Genomic DNA, 24,913 nt, shown 5'->3' on the forward strand with positions numbered 1-24,913 from the left:
GCTCATGAGACGAAGAGCGAGAGCGATCCTCGCTACGGGCGCGCTCCTGCTGGGCGGTGCGGGTCTGGCGCCCATCGCCCAGGCGCAGAGCGGTACTTCACCCGCGCCCGACGCGGACGCCGTCAAGGTGTTCCACGCGGAGATCACGAAGCAGCAGGTACCCCTGTTGCTCGCGGCCGGGCAGGACGGTCACGAACTCGGCGATCAGAACTGGAAGAACGGCAAGAGCACGGTCGAGGTCTACGTCACCGACCAGCAGGCCGACAAGCTGGAGAAGCAGGGCGTCGAGCTCACCGAGCACAGCCTGACGGCCAAGGCGGAGGCCCGCGTAGAAGCCGCGGCCGAGGGTGTGTTCCGCCCGTACAGCGGAGCGGGCAATCTCCAGGAGGAGATCGTCAAGACCGGGGCGGCGCACCCCGACCTCACCAAGGTCGTCTCCATCGGCAAGACCCGGAACGGCCAGGACATCCTGGCGCTCAAACTGACCAAGGGCGCCAAGAAGGCCAAGGACGGCACCAAGCCGTCCGTGCTGTACGCGTCCAACCAGCACGCGCGCGAGTGGATCACGCCGGAGATGACGCGGCGTCTGATGCACTACTACTTGGACAACTACGCCACGGACAAGCGCATCAAGAAGATCGTCGACTCGACCGAGCTGTGGTTCGTCCTGTCGGCCAATCCCGACGGCTACGACTACACGTTCCAGAGCGAGGACACGCGCCAGTGGCGCAAGAACCTGCTGGACGTGAACGGCGACGGTGCCATCTCCACCGGAGACGGCGTCGACCTCAACCGCAACTTCCCCTTCAAGTGGGGCTACGACGACGAGGGTTCGTCCCCCAACCCCACCAGTGAGACCTACCGCGGCGCGAGCCCCGGCTCCGAGCCCGAGACCCAGGCGCTCGACGCCTTCGAGAAGCGGATCGGCTTCACGTACGGCATCAACTACCACTCCGCCGCCGAGCTGATCCTCTACGGGGTGGGCTGGCAGGTCGCGACGCCGTCCCCGGACGACGTGCTCTACAAGGCGCTCGCCGGAACCCCCGAGAACCCGGCGATCGAGGGCTACCGCCCGCAGGTCTCCTCGGAGCTCTACACCACCAACGGTGAGGCGGACGGCCACGCCGGCAACGTCAACGGCATCGCGATGTTCACCCCCGAGATGTCGACCTGTCAGACCGTCTCGAACATCGACCCGAACGACACCTGGAACGCGGCAGACTGCGCCTCGGTCTTCACCTTCCCGGACGACGAGAAGCTGATCGCGCAGGAGTTCGAGAAGAACATCCCGTTCGCGCTCTCCGTCGCCGAGACCGCGGCCCACCCCGACCGGCCCTCCTCCTCGGTCGGCATCGACGCCCCCGACTTCACCCCGGCCCCCTTCACGACGTCGTACTCCCGCGGCGCCGACCAGGAGGTCTCCGTCCTCGTACGCAAGTCCGTACGCGACAAGGAGCTCAAGTACCGCGTCAACGGCGGCCGTACGTGGGACATGGCGCTCAAGGCATGGAAGGGCGGCGAGACCTACGGCGGCAAGGACAACCTCTACTTCGACGAGTACCGGGCCAAGGTCCAGGACGGCGATCCGGGCGACACGGTCGAGGTCTGGTTCACCGGCGAGACCAGGAGCGGAAAGCCCACTTCCAGCACACACTTCACCTACACCGTGGCCGAACGGCCCAAGGCCGACACCCTCGTCGTCGCCGAGGAGGGCGCGACCGCCACGCAGGCCCAGACGTACGTCGACGCCCTCAAGGCCAACGGCAAGAAGGCCCTCGTCTGGGACGTCGCGACCCTGGGCGCGCCCGACGCGCTCGGCGTGCTCGACCACTTCAAGACGGTCGTCCACTACACCGGCGCCCCGCGGCCGGGCAACGCCACCCAGCTCCAACTGCGCGCCTACCTCAACGAGGGCGGCAAGCTGATCGAGTCGGGCGAGCAGGCCGGCGGCAGCGTCGACCTGGGCGGCGGCACCCTCTCGAACGACTTCAGCCAGTACTACCTGGGCGCGTACTCCCGTACGTCCACTCCTGGCGCCACCGGCTTCAACGGCTCCGGGAAGCTCACCGGCTTCACGGGGGCGCTCGGCGACACGCCGGGCAACCCGCTGAACGCCGCGGGCACCTACGGCGTCACCTCGGACTCGCTGCCCGCCGCGCAGTACCCGCAGTTCTCGACGAGCGCGGGAGCGGGTCAGTTCGCCGGGACCGTCAACCCGTACGGGCCCTACGCGGGCTCGTACATGGCCGCCGCGGTGCACACCGACGACGCCTACAAGCGCCTCACCCGCACCATCGACCTCACCGGTGTCAGTGCCGCGGACGCGCCGACGCTGCGCACCCAGCTCCTGTGGGACGCCGAGCCCGGCTACGACCATGCGGTGCTCGAGGCCCACACCACCGGGGCCGACGACTGGACGACGCTTCCCGAGGCGGGCGGCGCCACCAGCACCACGGTCCCCGAGGAGTGCGAGGCCGGATTCCTGGTCAGGGAGCACCCCTTCCTCAAGCGGTATCTGACCGTGAACTCCGCCGACTGCGCCAACACCGGCACCACCGGGGCGTGGAACAGCTTCACCGGCGCGTCCACCGGCTGGCAGCAGGTCAACTTCGACCTGAGCGCGTACGCCGGTAAGTCGGTCGAGGTCTCGTTCAGTTACATCTCCGACCCGAGCGCGGCAGGCCACGGCCTCCTCGTCGACGACACCTCTGTCGTCATCGGCGGCACGGCCACCCAGACCGAGGGCTTCGAGACCTCCCTCGGCGCCTGGAGCGTAGCCGGACCGCCGCCGGGCAGCCCGGCCGTCCTCAAGGACTGGGCACGCTACGGAGATCTGTTCAAGACCTACGGAGGGGTCACCACGGGCGACACCGTGCTGCTGGGCTTCGGCCTGGAGCACGTCACCGCGGCGGCCGACCGTACGGCCCTGATCGGGAAGGCGCTCACGGCACTGAAGAGCTGACCCTGCGTGACGGTCGTCAACATCGAGGGCGTTCCGTACCCCTACTGGTGGGTACGGAACGCCCTGCCGTGTATGGGGCATCTCGATGTCACCACCGGGCCCTCAGGGAGGTAGGGTCGTAGGCGGTCGGGGACATCCCATACAACTCGCCGGCACGTGAGCCGGCGTACCAACGAGGAGATCGGTTCGTGACGATCCGCGTAGGCATCAACGGCTTTGGCCGCATCGGTCGTAACTACTTCCGCGCGCTGCTGGAGCAGGGTGCTGACATCGAGATCGTGGCTGTCAACGACCTGGGTGACACCGCGACCACCGCTCACCTGCTCAAGTACGACACCATCCTGGGCCGTCTCAAGGCCGAGGTGTCGCACACCGCCGACACGATCACCGTCGACGGCCACACCATCAAGGTGCTCTCCGAGCGCAACCCCGCCGACATCCCGTGGGGCAAGCTGGGCGTCGACATCGTCATCGAGTCGACCGGCATCTTCACCAAGAAGGCCGACGCCGAGAAGCACATCGCCGGCGGCGCCAAGAAGGTCCTCATCTCGGCTCCGGCCAAGGACGAGGACATCACCATCGTGATGGGCGTCAACCAGGACAAGTACGACGCGGCCAACCACCACGTCATCTCCAACGCCTCCTGCACCACCAACTGTGTGGCGCCGATGGCCAAGGTTCTCGACGAGAACTTCGGCATCGTCAAGGGCCTGATGACGACGGTTCACGCGTACACGAACGACCAGCGCATCCTGGACTTCCCGCACTCGGACCTGCGCCGCGCCCGCGCCGCCGCCGAGAACATCATCCCGACCACGACGGGCGCCGCCAAGGCCACCGCCCTGGTCCTCCCGCAGCTCAAGGGCAAGCTGGACGGCATCGCCATGCGCGTCCCGGTCCCGACCGGCTCGGCCACCGACCTGGTCGTGACGCTGCAGCGCGAGGTCACCAAGGACGAGGTCAACGCCGCGTTCAAGAAGGCCTCCGAGGACGGCGACCTCAAGGGCTACCTGGCCTACACCGAGGACCCGATCGTCTCCTCGGACATCGTCAGCGACCCGGCCTCCTGCACCTTCGACTCCTCCCTGACCATGGTCCAGGAGGGCAACTCGGTGAAGATCCTCGGCTGGTACGACAACGAGTGGGGCTACTCCAACCGCCTCGTCGACCTCACGGTCTTCGTCGGCGGCCAGCTCTAGTACCCGGAGCAGGCACCTCGATGTGAGCACAGGGCTCGGGCAGCGCACGGACGCGCTGCCCGAGCCCTGACTCGCGTCTGATCGATCAGCCCTCTCGGATCAAAAGAGCCTTCCTAGGAGTCCCCTTATGAAGACGATCGACGAACTTCTCGCCGAAGGCGTGGACGGCAAGCGGGTCTTCGTCCGTGCCGACCTGAACGTGCCGCTGGCCGACGGCCTCATCACCGACGACGGCCGCATCCGCGCCGTGCTGCCGACCGTCAAGGCCCTCGCGGACGCGGGCGCCAAGGTGGTCGTGGCCTCGCATCTGGGCCGCCCCAAGGGCGCCCCGGACCCGGCTTTCTCCCTGCTGCAGCCCGCCGAGCGCCTCGGTGAACTCCTCGGTGCCCCCGTCGCGTTCGCGCAGGACACCGTCGGCCCCGCCGCCCACGACGCCGTGAACGGGCTGGAGCCCGGCCAGGTCGCGGTCATCGAGAACCTGCGCTTCAACGCCGGCGAGACGTCCAAGGACGACACCGAGCGCGGCGAGTTCGCCGACCGGCTCGCCGCCCTGGCGGATGTCTACGTGGGCGACGGTTTCGGTGCCGTGCACCGCAAGCACGCCTCCGTGTACGACCTCCCGGCACGCCTGCCGCACTACGCGGGCTACCTCATCGCCACCGAGGTCGGCGTCCTGAAGAAGCTCACCGTGGACGTGAAGCGCCCCTACGTGGTCGCGCTCGGCGGCGCCAAGGTCTCCGACAAGCTCGCCGTCATCGACCAGCTCCTCGGCAAGGCCGACCGTCTCCTCATCGGTGGCGGCATGGCGTACACCTTCCTCAAGGCGAAGGGGTACGAGGTCGGCATCTCCCTCCTCCAGGAGGACCAGGTTCCGGCTGTCAAGGAGTACATCGAGCGCGCGGAGAAGAGCGGCGTCGAGCTGGTCCTTCCCGTCGACGTTCTGGTCGCCCCGGAGTTCCCGGACCTGAAGACCAAGGCCCCGGCCAACCCCACCACCGTCGCCGCGGACGCCATCCCGGCCGACCAGGAGGGTCTGGACATCGGCCCCGAGACCCGCAAGCTGTACGCATCGAAGCTCGCCGACGCCGCCACCGTCTTCTGGAACGGCCCGATGGGCGTTTTTGAGCACCCCGACTACGCCGAGGGCACCAAGGCGGTCGCCCAGGCCCTTCTCGACTCCCCGGCCTTCACGGTCGTCGGCGGCGGCGACTCCGCCGCGGCCGTCCGCATCCTGGGCTTCGACGAGACGGCATTCGGCCACATCTCGACCGGTGGCGGCGCCTCCCTCGAATATCTCGAGGGCAAGACGCTCCCCGGCCTCGCCGCACTGGAGGACTGACCCCGTATGACCACTCGCACGCCGCTGATGGCGGGCAACTGGAAGATGAACCTCAACCACCTCGAGGCCATCGCCCACGTCCAGAAGCTCGCCTTCGCCCTGGCCGACAAGGACTACGACGCCTGTGAGGTCGCCGTCCTGCCGCCCTTCACCGACCTGCGCTCCGTGCAGACCCTGGTCGACGGCGACAAGCTCAAGATCAAGTACGGCGCCCAGGACCTCTCGGCGCACGACTCCGGTGCCTACACCGGCGAGATCTCGGGCCCGATGCTGTCCAAGCTGAAGTGCACGTACGTGGCGATCGGCCACTCCGAGCGCCGGCAGTACCACAACGAGACCGACGACGTCGTCAATGCCAAGGTCAAGGCCGCGTTCAAGCACGGCCTCACCCCGATCCTGTGCGTCGGCGAGGAGCTGGACGTCCGCGAGGCGGGCAACCACGTCACGCACACGCTCTCCCAGGTCGAAGGCGGCCTCAAGGACATCCCCGCCGACCAGGCCGAGACGATCGTGATCGCGTACGAGCCGGTCTGGGCCATCGGCACCGGCAAGGTCTGCGGCTCCGACGACGCCCAGGAGGTCTGCGGGGCGATCCGCGGGCGCCTGGCCGAGCTGTACTCCCAGGAGCTGGCCGACAAGGTCCGCATCCAGTACGGGGGCTCGGTGAAGTCCGGCAACGTCGCCGAGATCATGGCGAAGCCCGACATCGACGGTGCTCTGGTCGGCGGCGCCTCGCTGGACGCCGACGAGTTCGTCAAGATCGTCCGCTTCCGCGACCAGTGAGCCGACCAGCGAGTCGAGCAGTGAGTATGCGGTAGCGGCGATCCGTCGTACCCTTGCGGGGGTCCGGTGCAGTCCATGTGCGGTTCGGCCGCGTGGCCACCGGGCCCCCGTCGTCGATCCAGATCCGAGGAAGTTGGTTCAGCCGTGGTTATGGGGTTCTCGATCGCCCTGATCGTCTTCAGCGGGCTGTTGATGCTGCTGGTGCTGATGCACAAGGGCAAGGGCGGCGGCCTCTCCGACATGTTCGGTGGCGGCATGCAGTCGTCCGTCGGCGGCTCCTCGGTCGCCGAGCGCAACCTCGACCGCATCACCGTGGTGATCGGTCTGCTCTGGTTCGCGTGCATCGTCGTACTCGGCATCCTGATGAAGGTCAACAACTGACCGCCGACCGATATCGGTACGGCAGCACAACTGCGCATTCCGCAAGCACATTCCACACACGTAAGGCCCCATGTCCGGTACGCGCCCGCAGGCGCGGCCTATCATGGGGCTTGCGTCTAGGGGCGGGGGGGTAACTCCAATCACTGGACGCGCGTTGGGCCTTACGTAGACTGAGGCGCTCGCAACGAAGCGAAAACGCCGACTCGCTTCGCGGCACCATCACGCAGGGAGTTACGACCGTGGCAAGTGGCAACGCGATCCGAGGAAGCCGGGTCGGGGCGGGGCCGATGGGCGAGGCTGAGCGTGGCGAGTCCGCGCCCCGGCTGCGCATCTCCTTCTGGTGCTCCAACGGGCACGAGACGCAGCCCAGCTTCGCCAGCGACGCGCAGGTTCCCGACACCTGGGACTGCCCGCGCTGCGGCTTTCCCGCCGGACAGGACCAGGACAACCCGCCGGACCCGCCGCGCACCGAGCCGTACAAGACGCACCTCGCGTATGTACGGGAGCGACGCAGCGACGCGGACGGCGAGGCGATCCTCGCCGAGGCGCTCGCCAAACTGCGGGGCGAGATCTAGGAGTTGACAACCGGCCAGGCACCTGAGGGTGCCTGGCCGGAGCTGTTTCGCCCTAGCGCCGGGACCGATTGTCAGTGGTGCCCTCTACGGTTGTTGAAGTGGCGCAATCGGAGGGGGCGTTGTGGTGACGACGGACGTGGCGGGCGTGCGGGCACCCGCGTGGCGCGGGGGGTTCGGGCGGCTCTGGACCGCGGCGGTGGTATCGCGGTTCGGGGACGCGCTGCGCAACGCCGCGCTGCCGCTGCTCGCCGTGCAGCTCACGGACGATCCGCTCGTCATCGCGTCCGTCACGGCCTGCGGCTATCTCCCCTGGCTCCTCTTCGGGTTGGTGGGCGGTGCGGTCGCGGACCGGGTGGACCAGCGGCGGGCGATGTGGGCCGTCGACACCGTACGTGGCGCGCTGATGGTCTGCTTCGCCCTCGCAGTCGGGCTCGGACAGGCGTCGATCGGCCTGCTGATCGCGCTCGCCTTCGCGCTGACCACCCTCCAGACGCTGTTCGACAACGCGTCCACGGCCCTGCTGCCGTCCCTGGTGGACCGAGAAGGCCTCGGCAGTGCCAATGCCAGGCTGATGACCGGCCAGCAACTCGCCGGCGGCTTCCTGGCCAGCCCGTTCGTACCGCTGCTCCTCGCCGTCGGGGCCGCCATGCCGTTCGCGGCCGACGCGGCCACCTATCTCCTGGCCGCCGCACTCGTGGCCTCCCTGCGCATCCAGGCGCCCGAGCGGGAGCGCCGCCCGGCCGGGAGCACCCTGCGGGCGGAGGTGGCCGAGGGCCTGCGTGCCCTGTGGCGCGACGGGGCACTACGCCCGATCTGCGTGGCCACGCTGCTGTGCAACATCGGCATGGGCGCCCTCATCGCCACATTGGTGCTGCACGTGACCCGCTGGCTGCACGCGGGAAACGCCGGTTTCGCGGCCGCGATGACGGCCTACTCCGCCGGGAGCCTGGCCGGGGGAGTGCTGGCACAGCGCATCGCGCGCCGGATCGGGCGAGTCCGCAGCCTGCTGCTGTGCGGAAGCGTCCAGACGGTCTCCCTGGTGCTCATCGGCACCGTCCGCCACCTGGGTGCCCTCCTCGTGGGCATGGCGCTGCTCGGACTGATGAACATGGTGTGGAACGTCAACCAGGTCACGCTGATGCAGCAGCGCAGCCCGGAATCCATGGTGGGCCGCATCAGCTCCGCGTTCCGCACCGCCTCGACCTCCGGAGCCCCGCTCGGCGCCCTGCTGGGCGGCGTCGTGGCCGGGGCGTACGGGCTGAACGGGCCCGCGCTGTTCGCGGCCGTGCTCTTCGCACTCGCCGTCATCTCGCTGATACCTGCGCTCAAGCCGAACGTATCTGTTGTTGAGCCGGACGACGGCGCGACGACAGCTCACGTCAAGCCCTGATCAATTAGGTTGGGATCGGCAGCGGGGCTAGGTACGCAGAGGTACGCAGCAGCACACGCAGGAAAGAAGGCGGAAGTCAGAGATGAACGCAGACAGCCGTGCCAGGCTCAACCAGACGCCCGAGTGGACCGCTCTGGCCAAGCACCGCGAGGAACTCGCGGACACCCATCTGCGGGACCTGTTCGCGACCGACCCCGGGCGCGGATCGGGCTACACACTCCAGGTCGGCGATCTGCACGTCGACTACTCCAAGCACCTGATCACCGACGAGACGCTGCGGCTGCTGCACGAGCTGGCCGCGGCGACCGACGTCTTCGGGCTGCGAGACGCCATGTTCCGCGGCGAGAAGATCAACGTCACCGAGGACCGCGCGGTGCTGCACACCGCGCTGCGCGCCCCGCGTGACGCGGTGATCGAGGTCGACGGCGAGAACGTCGTTCCGGCGGTGCACGCCGTGCTCGACAAGATGGCGGGCTTTGCCGAGCGGGTCCGTTCGGGTGAGTGGACCGGCCACACCGGCAAGCGCATCAAGAACGTGGTGAACGTCGGCATCGGCGGCTCCGACCTCGGCCCGGCGATGGCCTACGAGGTGCTGCGTGCCTTCACCGACCGTTCGCTGACCGTGCGGTTCGTGTCGAACGTGGACGGTGCCGATCTGCACGAGGCCGTGCGGGACCTCGACGCGGCCGAGACGCTGTTCATCATCGCCTCCAAGACGTTCACCACCATCGAGACGATCACCAACGCGACCTCCGCGCGTGACTGGCTGCTGACCGAGCTGAAGGCAGGTCAGGGGGCCGTCGCCAAGCACTTCGTGGCGCTGTCGACCAACGCCGAGAAGGTGTCCGACTTCGGCATCGACACGGCCAACATGTTCGAGTTCTGGGACTGGGTCGGCGGGCGCTACTCGTACGACTCGGCGATCGGGCTGTCCCTGATGATCGCGATCGGCCCGGACCGGTTCCGCGAGATGCTCGACGGGTTCCATCTCGTCGACGAGCACTTCCGCACCGCTCCCGCGGAGTCCAACGTGCCGTTGCTGCTGGGCCTGTTGGGCATCTGGTACGGCAACTTCCATGACGCGCAGGCACATGCGGTGTTGCCGTACTCGCACTATCTGTCCAAGTTCACCGCGTACTTGCAGCAGCTGGACATGGAGTCCAACGGCAAGTCCGTGGACCGGGACGGCCGCCCCGTGGAGTGGGGGACCGGGCCGGTGGTGTGGGGCACACCGGGCACGAACGGGCAGCACGCCTACTACCAACTCATCCACCAGGGCACCAAGTTGATCCCGGCGGACTTCATCGGCTTCGCCGAGCCGGTCGCCGATCTGCTGCCCGGTCTGGTCGCCCAGCACGACCTGCTGATGGCGAACTTCTTCGCGCAGACGCAGGCGCTGGCCTTCGGTAAGACGCCGGACGAGGTGCGGGCCGAGGGGGTGCCGGAGGAGTTGGTGCCGCACAAGACGTTCAAGGGCAACCACCCGACGACCACGATCCTCGCGCGCGAGCTGACTCCGTCGGTTCTGGGGCAGCTCATCGCCCTCTACGAACACAAGGTGTTCGTCCAGGGTGCCGTCTGGAACATCGACTCCTTCGACCAGTGGGGCGTCGAGCTCGGCAAGGTGCTTGCCAAGCGCGTCGAGCCCGCGTTGACGGAGGGGGCGGAGGTGTCGGGGCTGGACGAGTCCACGACGGCGTTGGTCGCCAAGTACCGGGAGTTGCGGGGCCGGTAGAGCCCGGGTGTGAGCTGGGTGCCGGGGGTGTGGTCGGGGGGTGATTCGCCCCCGCCGCCCCTACCCTCCCCCAAGCTCTCGGCTTCGCTCGAGCAGGGTGACCCCATCGTCCCTGGGGGCTCCGCCCCAGACCCCCCCGCCAGGGGCGCTGCGCCCCCTGGACCCCCGCCTTCGCCCGAAGGGCCCGTCCGCAAACGCCGGACGGGCTGGATGATGCCGGGCGGCGCTTGAAGTTTTTTAGCCTGTCCGGCGTTTGAGGACGAGGCCGTTCAGGCCGAACGGGGGTCTGGGGGCGGAGCCCCCAGGAATGGGGTGGGGCGGCGGGGGCGAATCAAAACCCCGCCGCCCCTCCGTCAAGCCGAAGCTGGCGGATACAGCGAGCGCGGGAGCTGGGATGCCGCTGCCGCGTCGAGGAGCCACAACGTTCGGGAACGACCGTAGGCCCCGGCCGCGGGGGCCTGCACCTCACCCGCACCCGACAACGCGATGGCCGCGGCCTGCGCCTTGTCCTCGCCGGCCGCCAGCAACCACACCTCACGCGCCGAGCGGATCGCGGGGAGCGTGAGCGTGATCCGGGTTGGCGGGGGCTTCGGCGCGCCGGTCACACCGACCACCGTCAGCTCCGTCTCCCGTACCGCGGGCAGCTCCGGGAAGAGCGACGCCACATGGGTGTCCGGGCCGACGCCCAGCATGAGGACGTCGAAGGTCGGGACCGAGCCGTGGTTCTCGGGTCCCGCGGCCCGGGCGAGCTCGGCGGCGTAGACCTCGGCCGCCGCGCCCACGTCGGTACCGTGCGGTCCGTCCGACGCGGGCATGGTGTGCACGCGCTTGGGGTCCAGTGGCACCGAGTCCAGCAGTGCCTCGCGGGCCTGGGTGTCATTGCGGTCCGGGTCGCCCTCGGGCAGGAACCGCTCGTCACCCCACCACAGGTCGATGTGGCCCCAGTCGATGGCGTCCCGGGCGGGTGCCGCCGCGAGCGCGGCGAGCAGCCCGTTGCCGTTGCGGCCACCGGTGAGCACGACCGAGGCGTAGCCGCGCGAGGCCTGCGCGTCCACCACCTTCGTGATCAGGCGGGCCGCGGCGGCCTGGGCCATCAGCTCCTTGTCGCGGTGCACGACGAGCTGTGGAGTGCTCACGGCGAGTCCGCCTTCTTGACCGGGGGCATCTTCGCCGGAGAGGGCCGATCGCCGTCGCCCGACGCGGAGGCGGGCGGCAGAGCCTGCGCGGACGTCCGGCCCGGGGCTGCCGAGTCCGGCACCGTCCGGACCGGAAGGGGCGCCGAGGTCTGAATGAGCGCCTCCGCCCTCTGCGTGGCGGAGGGAATCCCGCCCAGCCGGTCCACCCCGAACCGCAGGGCGGACGCGTACGTGTCGTCCGGATCGAGCCTTCGCAGCTCCTCCGCGAGCAACTCGGACGTCTCGCGGCGTTTGAGCGCCACCGCGCGGTCCGGCTGGCCCGGCAGCGCCAGCGTGGCCATCGCTCCGTCCGACCGGTGCAGCGTGATGGGGCCACCGGTCGTCTCCATCCGCACCTGGGTCAGGCCGGGACCGGCGGAGATCGCGCGCCGGACGTGTACGTGGAGCCGGTCGGCGAGCCACATGGCGAGCAGCTCGACGCTCGGGTTGGACTCCTGGCCGGCCACTTCGGCGGAGATGACCTCGCAGCTGATCTGGTCGAGGGCAGCGGCCAGCATCGAGCGCCACGGAGTGATCCGGGCCCACGCCAGGTCGGTGTCGCCGAGCTCGTAGTTCTCTGCGCGGGCCCGCAGTTCGTTGACGGGCTTCTCCGCCGAGTAGCTGTCGGTGACCCGGCGCTGGCCCAGGGCCCCCAGTGGGTCATTGGCCGGATCACGTGGGGAGCCGACCGGCCACCAGACCACGACCGGGGCGTCCGGCAGGAGCAGGGGGAGCGCGACGGACTGGGCGTGGTCCGCGACCTCGCCGTAGAGCCGCAGGACGACCGTCTCGCCGGTGCCCGCGTCCGCGCCGAGCCGTACCTCGGCGTCGAGGCGGGAGTTCGTGCGGTCGCGGGGCGAGCGGGAGACGCGCTTGATGACCACGAGGGTCCGCGAGGGGTGCTCGCGGGACGCGTCGTTGGCGGCCTTCAGAGCGTCGTAGGCGTTCTCCTCGTCGGTGACGATGACGAGGGTGAGGACCATGCCGACGGCGGGGGTGCCGATGGCCCGGCGGCCCTGCACGAGCGCCTTGTTGATCTTGCTGGCCGTGGTGTCCGTGAGGTCTATCTTCATGGGCGACGCCAGCTCCGTCCGTCTCGTTCGAGCATTTCGTCCGCCTCGACGGGGCCCCACGTGCCCGAGGGGTACTGCGCGGGCGTGCCGTGCTTGTCCCAGTGCTCCTCGATCGGGTCGAGGATCTTCCAGGACAGCTCGACCTCCTCGGTGCGCGGGAAGAGGTTCGAGTCGCCCAGCAGGACGTCCAGGATCAGACGCTCGTACGCCTCCGGGCTCGACTCCGTGAACGACTCGCCGTACGCGAAGTCCATCGAGACGTCCCGGATCTCCATGGAGGTGCCGGGCACCTTGGAGCCGAAGCGGACCGTGATGCCCTCGTCGGGCTGGACGCGGATGACGATCGCGTTCTGGCCCAGCTCCTCCGTCGCCGTGTGGTCGAAGGGGGAGTGCGGGGCGCGCTGGAAGACGACGGCGATCTCGGTGACGCGGCGGCCGAGGCGCTTGCCGGTGCGGAGGTAGAAGGGGACGCCCGCCCAGCGGCGGTTGTCGACCTCCACCTTGATGGCCGCGTAGGTGTCGGTCTTCGACTTGGGGTCGATACCGTCTTCCTGGAGGTAGCCGACTGCCTTCTCGCCACCCTGCCAGCCTGCCGCGTACTGCCCGCGCACGGTGTCGCGCCCCAGGTCCTTCGGGATCCGCACCGCGCCGAGCACCTTGGTCTTCTCGGCGGCGAGTGCGTCCGCGTCGAAGGACGAGGGCTCCTCCATGGCCGTCAGAGCCATCAGCTGGAGCAGGTGGTTCTGGATGACGTCGCGGGCGGCGCCGATGCCGTCGTAGTAGCCGGCGCGGCCGCCGATGCCGATGTCCTCGGCCATGGTGATCTGCACGTGGTCGACGTACGACCGGTTCCAGATCGGCTCGAACATCTGGTTGGCGAAGCGGAGCGCCAGGATGTTCTGGACGGTCTCCTTGCCGAGGTAGTGGTCGATGCGGAAGACCTGGTCCGAGGAGAAGACCTCGTGCACGATCGCGTTGAGTTCCTCGGCCGACTTCAGGTCGTGGCCGAAGGGCTTCTCGATGACCGCGCGCCGCCAGGAGCCGCTCGACTGATCGGCCAGACGGTGCTTCTTCAGCTGCTGGATGACCACCGGGAAGGCGGACGGCGGCACGGACAGGTAGAAGGCGAAGTTGCCGCCCGTGCCCTGTGCCTTGTCCAGCTCCTCGATCGTGGAGCGCAGCCGCTCGAACGCGTCGTCGTCGTCGAAGGTGCCCTGGACGAAGCGCATCCCCTGGATGAGCTGCTGCCAGACCTCCTCGCGGAACTCCGTACGGGCGTGTTCCTTGACGGCGTCGTGGACTTCCTGGGCGAAGTCCTCGTTGGCCCACTCACGGCGGGCGAAGCCGACGAGCGAGAAGCCCGGCGGCAGCAGCCCGCGGTTGGCGAGGTCGTACACGGCGGGCATCAGCTTTTTACGTGACAAATCGCCTGTGACGCCGAAGATGACCAGGCCCGACGGCCCCGCGATACGCGGGAGCCGTCGGTCTGCGGGGTCACGCAGCGGGTTGCTGCTTGACAAGATTTCAGCCCTCCGAGGGGGCGAGGCGCTGGAGCTCTGCCTCTGTGGACTTGAGCAGGTCGTTCCAGGACGCCGCGAACTTCTCGACGCCCTCGTCCTCCAGGAGCTGGACCACGTCGTCGTAGGAGATCCCGAGCTTCTCGACGGCGTCGAGTTCGGCGCGGGACTGCTCGTACGTACCGGCGATGGTGTTTCCGGTGATGTCGCCGTGGTCCTCGGCGGCCTGCAGGGTGGCCTCCGGCATGGTGTTGACGGTGTTCGGCGCGACCAGGTCGTCGACGTACAGGGTGTCCTTGTACGCCGGGTCCTTGACGCCGGTCGAGGCCCACAGCGGGCGCTGCTTGTTGGCCTGCGCCTTGTCGAGGGCGGCCCAGCGGTCGGAGGAGAAGACCTCCTCGTACGCCTGGTAGGCGAGCCGGGCGTTGGCGAGGCCCGCCTTGCCGCGGGCGGCCTTGGCCTCGGGGGTGCCCAGGGCGTCGATCCGCTTGTCGATCTCGGTGTCCACGCGGGACACGAAGAAGGACGCCACCGAGTGGATCCCGGAGAGGTCGATGCCCGCGGCCTTGGCCTTCTCCAGGCCCGCCAGGTAGGCGTCCATGACCTCGCGGTAGCGCTCCAGCGAGAAGATCAGCGTGACGTTGACGCTGATGCCCCTGCCGATGACCTCGGTGATCGCGGGCAGGCCCGCCTTGGTCGCCGGGATCTTGATGAGCGTGTTGGGGCGGTCCACCAGCCAGGCCAGCTGCTTGGCCTCGGCGATGGTCGCGGTGGTGTTGTGGGCCAGGCGCGGGTCGACCTCGATGGAGACCCGGCCGTCCTGACCCTGCGTCGCGTCGAAGACCGGGCGCAGGATGTCGGCGGCGTCACGGACGTCCGCCGTCGTGATCATGCGGATGGCCTCGTCGACGGTGACCTTGCGGGCGGCGAGGTCGGTGAGCTGCTGCTCGTAGCCGTCGCCGCTGCTGATCGCCTTCTGGAAGATCGACGGGTTGGTGGTGACGCCCACGACGTGCTGCTGGTCGATCAGTTCGGCGAGATTGCCGGACGTGATCCGCTTGCGCGACAGGTCGTCCAGCCAGATCGCGACGCCTTCCTCGGAGAGGCGCTTGAGTGCGTCTGTCATGGAAATTGCATCTCCTACGTGTCGTATATCAGCGTCAGCGCTGGGCTGCGGCGATCGATTCCCGGGCGGCATTGGCGACGTTCTCGGCAGTGAAACCGAATTCGCGGAAGAGCACCTTGCCGTCGGCCGAAGCACCGAAGTGCTCCAGCGAAACAATGCGTCCGGCGTCCCCGACGAACCGGTACCACGTCAGACCGATACCGGCCTCCACCGCGACGCGCGCCTTCACCGACGGCGGCAGAACGCTGTCCCGGTACCCCTGGTCCTGCTCCTCGAACCACTCCACGCACGGCATGGACACGACCCGAGTCGGGATGCCCGCGGCCTGGAGCTGCTCACGCGCCTCGACGGCCACGTGCACCTCGGAGCCGGTGCCGATGAGGATGACCTCGGGCGTGCCGCCCTCGGCCTCGAAGAGCACGTAACCGCCCTTCGCGGCGTCCTCGTTCGCCTCGTACGTCGGCACGCCCTGGCGGGTCAGCGCGAGGCCGTGCGGGCCGCCCTTGCCGAACACCTTCGTGAAGCGCTTGAGGATCTCGCGCCAGGCGATCGCGGTCTCGTTGGCGTCCGCGGGACGGACCACGCTGAGGCCGGGGATGGCGCGCAGCGAGGCGAGGTGCTCGACCGGCTGGTGCGTCGGACCGTCCTCGCCCAGGCCGATCGAGTCGTGCGTCCACACGTACGTCACCGGCGCGTGCATCAGCGCGGACAGGCGCACGGCGTTGCGCATGTAATCGGAGAACACCAGGAAGGTGCCGCCGTAGATACGGGTGTTGCCGTGCAGCGCGATGCCGTTCATCTCCGCGGCCATGGAGTGCTCGCGGATACCGAAGTGGATCGTGCGGCCGTACGGGTTCGCCTCCGGCAGCGGGTTGTCCGCCGGCAGGAAAGAGCTCGTCTTGTCGATGGTCGTGTTGTTCGAGCCGGCGAGGTCGGCGGAGCCGCCCCACAGCTCGGGGATGACCGCGCCGAGCGCCTGCAGTACCTTGCCGGACGCGGCACGGGTGGCGACACCCTTGCCCGCCTCGAACACCGGCAGCTTGGACTCCCAGCCCTCGGGCAGCTCGCCCGCGGCGATCCGGTCGAACTCGGCGGCACGCTCCGGGGTGGCGGTGCGCCACTCCTGGAAGCCCTTCTCCCACTCGGCCTTCGCCTCGCGGCCGCGGTCCAGGGCCTCACGGGTGTGCGCGAGGACCTCGTCGGCCACCTCGAAGGACTTCTCCGGGTCGAAGCCGAGGACGCGCTTGGTGGCCGCGACCTCGTCGTCGCCGAGCGCCGAGCCGTGCGCGGCCTCGGTGTTCTGCGCGTTCGGGGCGGGCCAGGCGATGATCGAGCGCATCGCGATGAACGACGGCTTGTCGGTCACCTTCTTCGCGGCCTCGATCGCGTTGTAGATCGCGTGCGGGTCCAGGTCGCCGTCCGGCTTCGGGGCCACGCGCTGTACATGCCAGCCGTATGCCTCGTAGCGCTTGACGGTGTCCTCGGAGACCGCGGTCTCGGTGTCGCCCTCGATCGAGATGTGGTTGTCGTCCCACAGCAGGATCAGGTTGCCGAGCTTCTGGTGGCCGGCCAGCGAGGACGCCTCGGCGGAGATGCCCTCCTGGAGGCAGCCGTCACCGGCGATCGCGTAGATGAAGTGGTCGAACGGTGAGGTGCCGGGCTCCGCGTCCGGGTCGAACAGGCCGCGCTCGTAGCGGGAGGCCATCGCCATGCCCACCGCGTTGGCCACGCCCTGGCCCAGCGGGCCGGTCGTCGTCTCCACGCCGGGGGTGTGCCCGTACTCGGGGTGGCCCGGGGTGCGGGAGCCCCACGTCCGGAAGGACTCCAGATCGTCCAGCTCCAGGCCGAACCCGGCCAGGTAGAGCTGGGTGTAGAGGGTCAGCGACGAGTGGCCCGCGGACAGCACGAAGCGGTCGCGTCCCGTCCAGTCGGGGTCCGCCGGGTCGTGCCGCATCACCTTCTGGAAGAGCGTGTACGCGGCAGGGGCCAGGCTCATCGCCGTACCGGGATGGCCGTTTCCGACCTTCTGTACGGCATCGGCGGCCAGGACGCGGGCGGTGTCGACTGCCCGCTGGTCCAACTCGGTCCACTCGAGGTCTGTGGTGGTCGGCTTGGTGCTCACCCTGGGTCAGGGCTCCTCTCCACATGTTCCACATGTCAGTGCCGGTGCACTCGGGCGCCCACCGGCCGTTGTCGAGCCTACCCCCGTAAGTACGTGCGTTTTTTCGAGTCATTCCAGACTGCCGGGAGTCTCCGGGATCCGCCTCTTGGCTGGTCCGATCCGTGTTCGGCAACTGAATACGGAGCCGCTCGTAAGAGTGCTCAATCGAGCTTCAGTGCGCCCGTTGTGCGCGCCTCTCGGCACCCCTGTTGCGACCACCGTCAACACGACCCCACCCCCGCGAAGGTCGAGGTCTGGGCAACGTCTACAGTGGCGTGGTACGCGCGAGCCTTTACCGGGAGTTCACACCGGGGGCTTGCTGGGATGTCTCTGTCAGGGGTGTGCGTGACGGCCGTCGAATCCCGTCCAGCGGGGGTGCTCGGGACGAGCAGCAGCCCAAGCCACCGGCCGTTCGGGGCCCGTGTCAAGGCATTCGTGGCGCTGACCAAGCCACGAATCATCGAGCTGCTGCTGATCACCACCGTTCCGGTGATGTTTCTGGCCGAGCAGGGTGTGCCCGACCTGAAGCTGGTCCTGCTCACCTGCCTCGGCGGCTATCTGTCGGCGGGCGGCGCCAACGCCCTCAACATGTACATCGACCGTGACATCGACGCCCTCATGGAGCGGACCTCGCAGCGCCCGCTGGTCACCGGCATGGTCAGTCCGCGCGAGTGCCTGGCCTTCGGTATCTCCCTGGCGGTCGTCTCGACGCTGCTGTTCGGCCTGACGGTCAACTGGCTGTCGGCGTGGCTGTCGCTCGGAGCGCTCCTTTTCTACGTCGTCGTCTACACGATGATCCTCAAGCGCCGCACGTCGCAGAACATCGTGTGGGGCGGCATCGCGGGCTGTCTCCCGGTGCTCATCGGCTGGTCGTCCGTCACGAACTCCCTGTCGTGGGCGCCGGTCATCCTCTTCCTCGTCATGTTCTTCTGGACGCCGCCGCACTACTGGCCGCTGTCCATGAAGGTGAGGGACGACTACGCGCGCGTGGGCGTGCCGATGCTGCCGGTCGTCGCCTCCAACAAGGTCGTCGCCCGCCAGATCGTCATCTACAGCTGGGTGATGGTCGTGGTCTCACTGCTTCTCACCCCGCTGGGCTACACGGGCTGGTTCTACACGGCCGTCGCGCTCGCCGCGGGTGGCTTCTGGCTGTGGGAGGCGCACGGGTTGCAGAACCGTGCCAAGGCCGAGGTGACGGGTGGGAAGCTGAAGGAGATGCGGCTGTTCCACTGGTCGATCACCTACGTTTCGATTCTGTTCGTGGCTGTCGCGGTGGATCCCTTCCTGCGTTAGTACGGCCGTTCGTACGGCCGTTCGTGCGACCTGGACAGAGAACGGGCGGGGTGCGTGGTCAAAGCCACGCACCCCGCCCGTCGCCGTTTGGTCTACCCGTCGGTAGCATCCTGGTCATGGCAGACACCCAGCAGGTTGACGAGACCACCGGCTCCGCCCAGGACGCCAAGGCCGAGCGCAAGGCGGCCAAACTCGCCCAGCGGATCGGCGCCTTCACCAAGGAGCACGGCGGCGCCGAGGGGCACCTGGAGTACATCGGGCAGATGGGCGCCCGTGTGGTGCTCGTCGGCGCGGACGGCGGCTGGGGCGACCTGGTGGCACCCACCTACGCCATCGCCGAGCAGGCTGTGAAGAAGGCCGGGATCACTGTTCATGAAGCGTTCGACGGGGAGTTCGCCGCCAAGGTGAAGACCGGCCCGTACGAGTGGACGCGGATGGCCGGGATCCAGGTCGGCGGACCCGGCAACGGCTGAGACCGAGTACCGCGGGGCGGCCGACAACCGTCGGCCGTTCGCACGGGGTGTGGGCAACCAACACCCGACGCCCGGTTCACCCGTTAGGACTGAGAAAGCACGGTCCAGTCGCGGGGAGTCCGGATGATCGAAATGCCGTCCCTCGTGGACCAGTACTGCCACGGTGTACTGCGGACGGAGCTGGGCCTCGGCACCTTCGAGGCCCACCTCGCCAGGACCGAGGGCCCACCCGCCGCGGGCACGACCCTCTTCGACACCCAGACCGGCTTCGCGGTACGTCGCTGGTGCCCGCCCCTGCTCGGGCTGGAACCGCACTGCCCGCCGGCCCGCTACCTGGCCCGGCGCCGTGAACTCGGCGTCCTGGAGTCGGGCCGCAGGCTGCTGCGCGGCAGCGGCATCACCACGTATCTGGTCGACGCCGGGCTGCCCGGCGATCTGACCGGGCCGAGCGAGATGGCCTCCACGGGCGCCGCCCACGCGCACGAGATCATCCGCCTCGAACTGCTGGCCGAACAGGTCGCGGACACCTCCGGCACCGTCGAGTCCTTTCTCGCCAATCTCGCCGAGTCCATCCACGGAGCCGCCGCGAACGCCGTCGCCTTCACGTCCATCGCGGGCGGACGACACGGCCTGGCGCTCGCGCCCGAGCCACCCGGACCGGGGGAGGTACGGGGCGCGGCGGGGCGCTGGCTCGCCGGCCGCCGGGTGGGCGGGGCGCTCAGCGATCCCGTCCTCCTGCGCCATCTGCTGTGGATCGCCGTGGCCTCGGGCCTGCCCCTCCAACTCCACGCGGGCCTGGGCGAACCCGGTCTGCGCATCGACCGCACCGACCCGGTCCTGCTCACCGACTTCGCCCGCGCCACGGCCGGTCTCGGCACCGACCTCGTCCTGCTGCACGGCTACCCATACCACCGTCACACGGCCCACCTCGCCGGGGTCTTCCCGCATGTGTACGCCGATCTGGGCGCCGCACTGGTGCGTACGGGGGCGCGGGCGGCGGCCGTCCTCTCCGAGATGCTGGAACTGGCCCCCTTCGGCAAACTGCTCTTCTCCAGCGGGGCCCACGGTCTGCCCGAACTCCATGTGGTCGGCGCACGCCTCTTCCGCGAGGCCCTCGCCCGGGTGCTGGGCACCTGGGTCGCCGAGGGCGCCTGGTCGCTGGCGGACGCGCAGCGGGTGGCGGGGCTGATCGCGGCGGGAAACGCGCGGCGGGTGTACGGGGTGGAGTGAGCACGCCAGACTCCGATCCCATGACCGCACCTGATCCCATGGCCGATGGCGCCACTGCGCGCCTACTGGACCGGTTCCTCGCCGATCTGCGTGCCCTCCACCCGGTCGCCGTCTGGGCGCACGGTTCGCTCGCGGGGGGCGACTATCAGGAGGGGCACAGCGATCTCGACCTGATCGCCGTCCTGGAGAGCCCCATCCCGCTGGGCACGCTGCGCAGGACTGTCCGGCTGCACCGACGGCTACGCGCCGACGAACCGCTCGCCGAGAAGCTGCACTGCAGTTACCTGACGCCCGACACCATGGCCGGCGCGGACAGGTCATATCCCACCTGGGCCCACAACCATGCGCTGAAGCGTCCGGTCACTCCCGTCACCCGCCGCGAACTGCACGCCTTCGGCTTGGTCCTGCACGGCAGGCCGCCGGAGGGTTTGCTGCCGCCCACTTCGGACCGTGAGCTCAACGCCTTCGTCGTACGGGACCAGAAGGAGTTCTGGCGGGACGCGTTACGCGAGGCGCGGCTCTGGAATCTGGACGTCTGGGTCGACCTCGGCATGCTCACCTTCGCGAGGGCGGGCACGACCCTGCGGGACGGGCGGCTGATCTCCAAACGGGAGGCACTCGAACTGCTCCCCGAACTGGGTGCCCCGGTCGAGGTGGTCGACGACATCAGGCGACGGCGGTACGAGGACCCCGCGCCGCCCACCAAGGAGTGGACGGCGCGCCGGAGGGAGTTGACGCGAAACTACCTCGGCCCCGCGATCGACGACCTCGTGACCACGTACGAACCACTCACGCGCGCGTGAGCGTCGATTCCGTCGCGGCGGCGGGCAGGTCCGCCATGGCCTCCGGCCGCTCGCGCAGCGACAGCAGGACGCGCAGGACGCCGATCCACACCACGCAGGAGCCGAACATGTGGAGGCCGACCAGGACCTCGGGGAGGTCCGTGAAGTACTGGGCGTAGCCGATGACGCCCTGGCCGAGGAGGATCAGGAAGAGGTCGCGGGTGCGGTCCAGTGGGCCCTTGGGGGCGTCGACCGCCTTGAGGACGAACCACAGGGCGAAGGTCAGCGTGACCACGATCCAGGCCAGCACGGCGTGCAGCTTGGTGACGTTCTCCCAGTTCAGCGGGATGCGTTCGACTTCGCTGGAGTCGCCGGCGTGCGGGCCCGCGCCGGTGACGACCGTGCCGACCGCGATCAGCAGGACGGTCACGGCGACCAGGATCCACACCATCTGCCGTACCGGCTTGCCGACGAGGGGACGCGGCGCGGCGTCGCCTTCGCGGGTGCGCTGCCACATCACCGCGGCAACGGCGATCAGCGCGGTGGAGAGGAGGAAGTGGGCCGCGACCGTATACGGGTTGAGGCCCACCAGCACGACGATGCCGCCGAGCACCGCGTTGCTCATGACGATCCAGAACTGCGCCCAGCCCAGCCGGGTCAGGCCCTGCCGCCACGGCTTCTGCGAGCGCGCGGCGATGATCGCCCAGCCGACCGCGGCGCACAGCACATAGGTCAGCATGCGGTTGCCGAACTCGATGACTCCGTGGAAGCCCATCGCGCTCGTGGTGGTGAGCGAGTCGTCGGTGCACTTGGGCCAGGTCGGACAGCCGAGGCCCGACCCGGTCAGCCGGACGGCGCCGCCGGTGACCACGATGACCACCGCCATGACGAGCGCGGCGAGAGCCGCACGCCGCACGGTCCGGGGTGTCGGGGTCCAGCGTTCGGCGATGAAGGCGAGCGGGTTGCGCACGAAGGCTACGGCGTCGGCTCGGGTCACGTTTGGCACGCGTCCCATCGTAGGCGGCCGCTTGTGCACGCTTTCACGAGGGGGGTTCCCGGGCGGAGGCTCTCTACTCCCAGCGGAAGAATCGTGCCGCGGCCCCGAGCCCCACGACCGCCCACACCGCGAGGATCCCGAGGTCGCCCCATGGCATGCCCGCCCCGTGCTGGAGCACGTCCCGCAGCCCGTCCGAGAGCGCAGAGATCGGCAACAGACCGAGCACGTCCTGGGCACCCGACGGGAACTTGTCCATCGGGACGATCACGCCGCCGCCGACGAGGAGCAGCAGGAAGACCAGGTTGGCGGCGGCCAGCGTGGCCTCCGCCTTCAGCGTGCCGGCCATCAGCAGGCCGAGACCCGAGAAGGCGGCCGTGCCGAGGACCAGCAGGAGCAGTACCGCCAGCGGGTTGCCCTGCGGTGACCAGCCCAGGGCGTAGGCGATGACGGTCAGCAGGAGCACCTGGAGGATCTCCGTGACCAGCACGGACGCCGTTTTCGCGGTCATCAGGCCCCAGCGTGGGAGCGGGGACGCGGCGAGTCGCTTCAGGACCCCGTAGCGCCGCTCGAAGCCCGTCGCGATGGCCTGGCCGGTGAACGCGGTCGACATCACGGCGAGCGCGAGGACACCGGGGGTCAGGAAGTCGACGGCCTTGCCGTCGCCCGTGTCGACGATGTCGACCGAGCTGAACAGGACCAGCAGGAGGGTCGGGATCACGACCGTCAGCAGCAGTTGCTCGCCGTTGCGCAGCAGCATCTTCGTCTCGAGGGCGGCCTGCGCGCCGATCATGCGGGGGAGGGGGGCCGCCCCCGCCTTCGGCGTGTATGTACCGGCGGTGGTCACGAACGCAGCTCCTTGCCGGTCAGCTCCAAAAAGACGTCTTCAAGAGTGTGCCGCTCGACGGAGATCTTCTCCGGCATCACCCCGTGCTGTGCGCACCAGGAGGTGACCGTCGCCAGCAGTTGCGGGTCGACCTTGCCGCCCACCCGGTAGGAGCCGGGCGTGAGCTCGGCCGCCGTGCAGTCGGCCGGGAGGGCCTTCAGCAGGGACGCCACGTCGAGCCCGGGACGGCCGGTGAAGCGCAGTGTGTTCTCGGCGCCGCCGCGGCACAGCTCCTCGGGCGAGCCCTGCGCGATGACCTTGCCGGCGTCGATGATCGCGACGTCGTCGGCGAGCTGTTCGGCCTCGTCCATGTAGTGCGTGGTGAGGATGACGGAGACGCCGTCGGCGCGCAGATCACGGACGAGGTCCCAGGTGGCACGGCGGGCCTGCGGGTCGAGGCCGGCGGTCGGCTCGTCGAGGAAGACCAGCTCGGGGCGGCCGACCACGGCCATGGCCAGCGCGAGGCGCTGCTGCTGGCCGCCCGACAGACGTCGGTAGGTCGTCCGGCCGCAGCTGTCGAGGCCGAGCCGCTCGATGAGCGCGTCCACGTCCAGCGGGTGGGCGTGGAGTTTGGCCACGTGCCGGAGCATCTCGTCGGCGCGACTGCCCGAGTAGACGCCGCCGGACTGGAGCATCACACCTATCCGGGAGTACAGAGTGGAGGCGTCTTTCACCGGGTCGAGGCCCAGGACGCGCACCGTGCCGGAGTCCGGCTTCCGGTACCCCTCGCAGGTCTCGATCGTGGTCGTCTTGCCCGCGCCATTGGGGCCGAGTACGGCGGTGATGCCCGCCTTGGCCTCCAGGTCGAGGCCGTCCACCGCGGTCTTCGTTCCGTACCGCTTCACCAGGGCCTGGACCTGGACCACGGGCTCGCTTCGCATGAGGCGCAAGTCTAAGGACGTCGCCGGGGCCGAGAGGCGCCGGGGGCCGCATCCACGTAGTGATCACGTGGCCGGTGCAGTGCCAGCCAGCGCTCGGCGTAGGCCACCGCGTCCGCCACCGGGAACAGGCGTACGTCGGCCGCGCCCACCCGGCCCCGTACGACCGCACGGTCCCGCTCGAAGTCGGAGCCCAGCTCGTCGAAGCGGTCGGCGTCGATGGAGACCTCCGTGACCACCTCCCAGCCGCCCGCGGCGGCCGGCCGTCCCACCTCGACGCGCGGCGACGGTATGCGGTACTCGGCGAGATGGAAGCTGGTGCAGGTGTCGTAACCGGCGCCGAGCAGCAGGACCCGGGCGCCGATGGTCTCCAGGCGGGCCAGCGGGCTTCGCTCACCGAGCCGGCAGTCGGGCGCGTGGCCCTCGACGATCTCCGCCGCGCGCGGGCCGACGGCAGCGAACGAGGTCTGCGGGTGCGCGCTGCGCAGGGCGCCGGGCCAGCCGCGGACGGTCTCCGGGATCACGCCGACGCCGCGGGTGGGCGTGAGAAGCGGGTCGTACGCGGGCATGGTCGCCCGGATGGTGGACCACCACTCCTCGGGTACCGGGGGATTGGCCCACAGTGCCGGATCGGAGAGGTCTCCGGACTGGGTGGGGACCACCAGCGTGCCGTCGGGGCCGAGCGCGTCGAGCAGTCCCTGGACGACGGCGACCGCACCGCCGTTGACCCAGCCGAGGGAACTGAGGGAGGAGTGTGCGAGAAGCGTTTCGCCGGGCTGGACGCCCATCGAGAGAAGCTGTGCCGCGAGGGTGTCCCGGGTGACGAGTGGGCCGGTGGGAGGGGGTGTCGACATGGTTCGGGAGTCTCCCGGACAGCCTCGCGGGACGCTACCCGATTGATCGATCAAAGATCGTTTCCGCAGGTCATCTTAGGTATACCTAAGTGATGCACGGCACCGTC

21 protein-coding genes are annotated in these 24,913 nt (G+C 69.3%); 12 read left to right on the forward strand and 9 right to left on the reverse strand.

Going from position 1 to position 24,913, the window contains the following annotated elements; translation table 11 throughout:
• Positions 1–4: 4 nt before the first annotated feature.
• The 8 genes from AB0D57_RS11835 (at position 5) to pgi (ending at position 10,364) form a co-directional block, all read left to right on the forward strand.
• The gene (locus AB0D57_RS11835; RefSeq protein WP_362070570.1) at positions 5–2,962 is read left to right on the forward strand and encodes a M14 family zinc carboxypeptidase; all 2,958 of its coding nucleotides are present in this window, start codon (positions 5–7) and stop codon (positions 2,960–2,962) included.
• A gap of 188 nt (positions 2,963–3,150) precedes the next feature.
• Positions 3,151–4,161 carry a type I glyceraldehyde-3-phosphate dehydrogenase gene (gene gap, locus AB0D57_RS11840; RefSeq protein WP_362070572.1) on the forward strand — a complete coding sequence of 337 codons (1,011 nt, stop codon included), beginning with the start codon at positions 3,151–3,153 and terminating at the stop codon, positions 4,159–4,161.
• A 127-nt stretch (positions 4,162–4,288) separates the two neighbouring features.
• Complete coding sequence (locus tag AB0D57_RS11845) at positions 4,289–5,500, forward strand: phosphoglycerate kinase (protein WP_362070575.1); 1,212 nt, start codon at positions 4,289–4,291, stop codon at positions 5,498–5,500.
• A gap of 6 nt (positions 5,501–5,506) precedes the next feature.
• Positions 5,507–6,283, forward strand: coding sequence for a triose-phosphate isomerase (gene tpiA, locus AB0D57_RS11850; RefSeq protein ID WP_362070577.1), 777 nt, complete (start codon positions 5,507–5,509; stop codon positions 6,281–6,283).
• 150 nt (positions 6,284–6,433) lie between these two features.
• On the forward strand, positions 6,434–6,664 hold the full coding sequence (secG, locus tag AB0D57_RS11855; protein WP_362070579.1) for a preprotein translocase subunit SecG: 231 nt from the start codon (positions 6,434–6,436) through the stop codon (positions 6,662–6,664).
• Between the two features lie 239 nt (positions 6,665–6,903).
• The gene (locus AB0D57_RS11860; protein WP_006349936.1) at positions 6,904–7,239 is read left to right on the forward strand and encodes an RNA polymerase-binding protein RbpA; all 336 of its coding nucleotides are present in this window, start codon (positions 6,904–6,906) and stop codon (positions 7,237–7,239) included.
• A 121-nt stretch (positions 7,240–7,360) separates the two neighbouring features.
• The gene (locus AB0D57_RS11865) at positions 7,361–8,629 is read left to right on the forward strand and encodes an MFS transporter (protein WP_362070582.1); all 1,269 of its coding nucleotides are present in this window, start codon (positions 7,361–7,363) and stop codon (positions 8,627–8,629) included.
• 82 nt (positions 8,630–8,711) lie between these two features.
• Positions 8,712–10,364, forward strand: a complete 1,653-nt coding sequence (pgi, locus tag AB0D57_RS11870) for a glucose-6-phosphate isomerase (protein ID WP_362070584.1) — start codon at positions 8,712–8,714, stop codon at positions 10,362–10,364.
• 353 nt (positions 10,365–10,717) lie between these two features.
• Here pgi and pgl read toward each other — a convergent pair whose 3' ends face one another.
• Genes pgl through tkt form a run of 5 tightly spaced genes read right to left on the reverse strand, consistent with a single transcriptional unit; the run spans position 10,718 to position 17,377 of the window.
• Positions 10,718–11,500, reverse strand: coding sequence for a 6-phosphogluconolactonase (gene pgl / locus AB0D57_RS11875; protein ID WP_362070586.1), 783 nt, complete (start codon positions 11,498–11,500; stop codon positions 10,718–10,720).
• Positions 11,497–12,612, reverse strand: coding sequence for a glucose-6-phosphate dehydrogenase assembly protein OpcA (gene opcA / locus AB0D57_RS11880; protein WP_362070588.1), 1,116 nt, complete (start codon positions 12,610–12,612; stop codon positions 11,497–11,499). Before opcA ends, pgl begins: the two co-directional genes overlap by 4 nt.
• On the reverse strand, positions 12,609–14,135 hold the full coding sequence (gene zwf, locus AB0D57_RS11885) for a glucose-6-phosphate dehydrogenase (protein ID WP_362070630.1): 1,527 nt from the start codon (positions 14,133–14,135) through the stop codon (positions 12,609–12,611). Before zwf ends, opcA begins: the two co-directional genes overlap by 4 nt.
• 1 nt (position 14,136) lies before the next feature.
• On the reverse strand, positions 14,137–15,255 hold the full coding sequence (gene tal, locus AB0D57_RS11890; protein ID WP_362070590.1) for a transaldolase: 1,119 nt from the start codon (positions 15,253–15,255) through the stop codon (positions 14,137–14,139).
• A gap of 34 nt (positions 15,256–15,289) precedes the next feature.
• Positions 15,290–17,377, reverse strand: a complete 2,088-nt coding sequence (gene tkt / locus AB0D57_RS11895) for a transketolase (RefSeq protein ID WP_362070592.1) — start codon at positions 17,375–17,377, stop codon at positions 15,290–15,292.
• A 378-nt stretch (positions 17,378–17,755) separates the two neighbouring features.
• Between tkt and AB0D57_RS11900 the strand changes: the two genes are divergently transcribed.
• The 4 genes from AB0D57_RS11900 (at position 17,756) to AB0D57_RS11915 (ending at position 21,215) form a co-directional block, all read left to right on the forward strand.
• The gene (locus tag AB0D57_RS11900; RefSeq protein ID WP_362070632.1) at positions 17,756–18,709 is read left to right on the forward strand and encodes a heme o synthase; all 954 of its coding nucleotides are present in this window, start codon (positions 17,756–17,758) and stop codon (positions 18,707–18,709) included.
• 116 nt (positions 18,710–18,825) lie between these two features.
• Entirely contained in the window at positions 18,826–19,182 is a 357-nt protein-coding gene (locus tag AB0D57_RS11905; protein WP_362070594.1) for a hypothetical protein, read from the forward strand.
• Between the two features lie 123 nt (positions 19,183–19,305).
• Complete coding sequence (locus tag AB0D57_RS11910; RefSeq protein ID WP_362070596.1) at positions 19,306–20,412, forward strand: amidohydrolase family protein; 1,107 nt, start codon at positions 19,306–19,308, stop codon at positions 20,410–20,412.
• 20 nt (positions 20,413–20,432) lie between these two features.
• Positions 20,433–21,215 (forward strand): nucleotidyltransferase domain-containing protein, encoded by a 783-nt coding sequence (locus AB0D57_RS11915; protein ID WP_362070598.1) that lies wholly within the window; start codon positions 20,433–20,435, stop codon positions 21,213–21,215.
• Here AB0D57_RS11915 and AB0D57_RS11920 read toward each other — a convergent pair.
• From AB0D57_RS11920 to AB0D57_RS11935, 4 genes are read right to left on the reverse strand one after another with little or no spacing between them, the layout of a single operon-like run.
• A complete protein-coding gene (locus tag AB0D57_RS11920; RefSeq protein WP_362070600.1) occupies positions 21,202–22,209 on the reverse strand; it encodes a COX15/CtaA family protein in 1,008 nt (335 codons plus the stop codon). The two genes, AB0D57_RS11915 and AB0D57_RS11920, sit on opposite strands and share 14 nt — an antisense overlap.
• A gap of 55 nt (positions 22,210–22,264) precedes the next feature.
• Positions 22,265–22,981, reverse strand: coding sequence for an ABC transporter permease (locus AB0D57_RS11925; RefSeq protein ID WP_362070634.1), 717 nt, complete (start codon positions 22,979–22,981; stop codon positions 22,265–22,267).
• A 50-nt stretch (positions 22,982–23,031) separates the two neighbouring features.
• The gene (locus tag AB0D57_RS11930; protein ID WP_362070602.1) at positions 23,032–23,955 is read right to left on the reverse strand and encodes an ABC transporter ATP-binding protein; all 924 of its coding nucleotides are present in this window, start codon (positions 23,953–23,955) and stop codon (positions 23,032–23,034) included.
• Positions 23,956–23,966: 11 nt separating this feature from the next.
• Positions 23,967–24,806 carry an AAC(3) family N-acetyltransferase gene (locus tag AB0D57_RS11935; protein ID WP_362070604.1) on the reverse strand — a complete coding sequence of 280 codons (840 nt, stop codon included), beginning with the start codon at positions 24,804–24,806 and terminating at the stop codon, positions 23,967–23,969.
• Positions 24,807–24,913 lie beyond the last annotated feature (107 nt).

It is taken from the genome of Streptomyces sp. NPDC048275, assembly GCF_040652275.1.
Lineage (GTDB): Bacteria > Actinomycetota > Actinomycetes > Streptomycetales > Streptomycetaceae > Streptomyces.